This is a genomic window from Pseudomonas sp. 01L34, assembly GCF_056400265.1.
Genome location: NZ_JBFTSX010000034.1, coordinates 1 through 739 on the forward strand (window position 1 = coordinate 1; position 739 = coordinate 739).

Annotated in this window: 2 tRNA genes and 2 rRNA genes; all 4 read left to right on the plus strand. The window is 49.9% G+C overall.

The features are described from left to right. A 16S ribosomal RNA gene (locus tag AC1DQM_RS29835) occupies positions 1-140 on the plus strand; the annotation flags it as partial. Between the two features lie 80 nt (positions 141-220). Next, positions 221-297, plus strand: a tRNA-Ile gene (locus AC1DQM_RS29840). 30 nt (positions 298-327) lie between these two features. Then, a tRNA-Ala gene (locus AC1DQM_RS29845) sits at positions 328-403 on the plus strand. Positions 404-648: 245 nt separating this feature from the next. Then, positions 649-739 (plus strand): 23S ribosomal RNA (locus AC1DQM_RS29850); the annotation flags it as partial.

The following is a 739-nucleotide window of genomic DNA, read 5'->3' on the forward strand; positions in this document are numbered from 1 at the left end:
CCGTCACACCATGGGAGTGGGTTGCACCAGAAGTAGCTAGTCTAACCTTCGGGGGGACGGTTACCACGGTGTGATTCATGACTGGGGTGAAGTCGTAACAAGGTAGCCGTAGGGGAACCTGCGGCTGGATCACCTCCTTAATCGACGACTCAGCTGCTCCATAAGTTCCCACACGAATTGCTTGATTCATTGAAGAAGACGATAGAAGCAGCCCGAAATTGGGTCTGTAGCTCAGTTGGTTAGAGCGCACCCCTGATAAGGGTGAGGTCGGCAGTTCGAATCTGCCCAGACCCACCAATTTTGTGTGGGAAACGCCTGTAGARATACGGGGCCATAGCTCAGCTGGGAGAGCGCCTGCCTTGCACGCAGGAGGTCARCGGTTCGATCCCGYTTGGCTCCACCACTACTGCTTCTGAAGTTTGAAAGCTTAGAAATGAGCATTCCATCGWGAYGATGGTGAATGTTGATTTCTAGTCTTTGRCTAGATCGTTCTTTAAAAATTTGGGTATGTGATAGAAAGATAGACTGAACGTTACTTTCACTGGTAACGGATCAGGCTAAGGTAAAATTTGTGAGTTGCTCTTTGAGCAATGCGAATTTTCGGCGAATGTCGTCTTCACAGTATAACCAGATTGCTTGGGGTTATATGGTCAAGTGAAGAAGCGCATACGGTGGATGCCTTGGCAGTCAGAGGCGATGAAAGACGTGGTAGCCTGCGAAAAGCTTCGGGGAGTCGGCA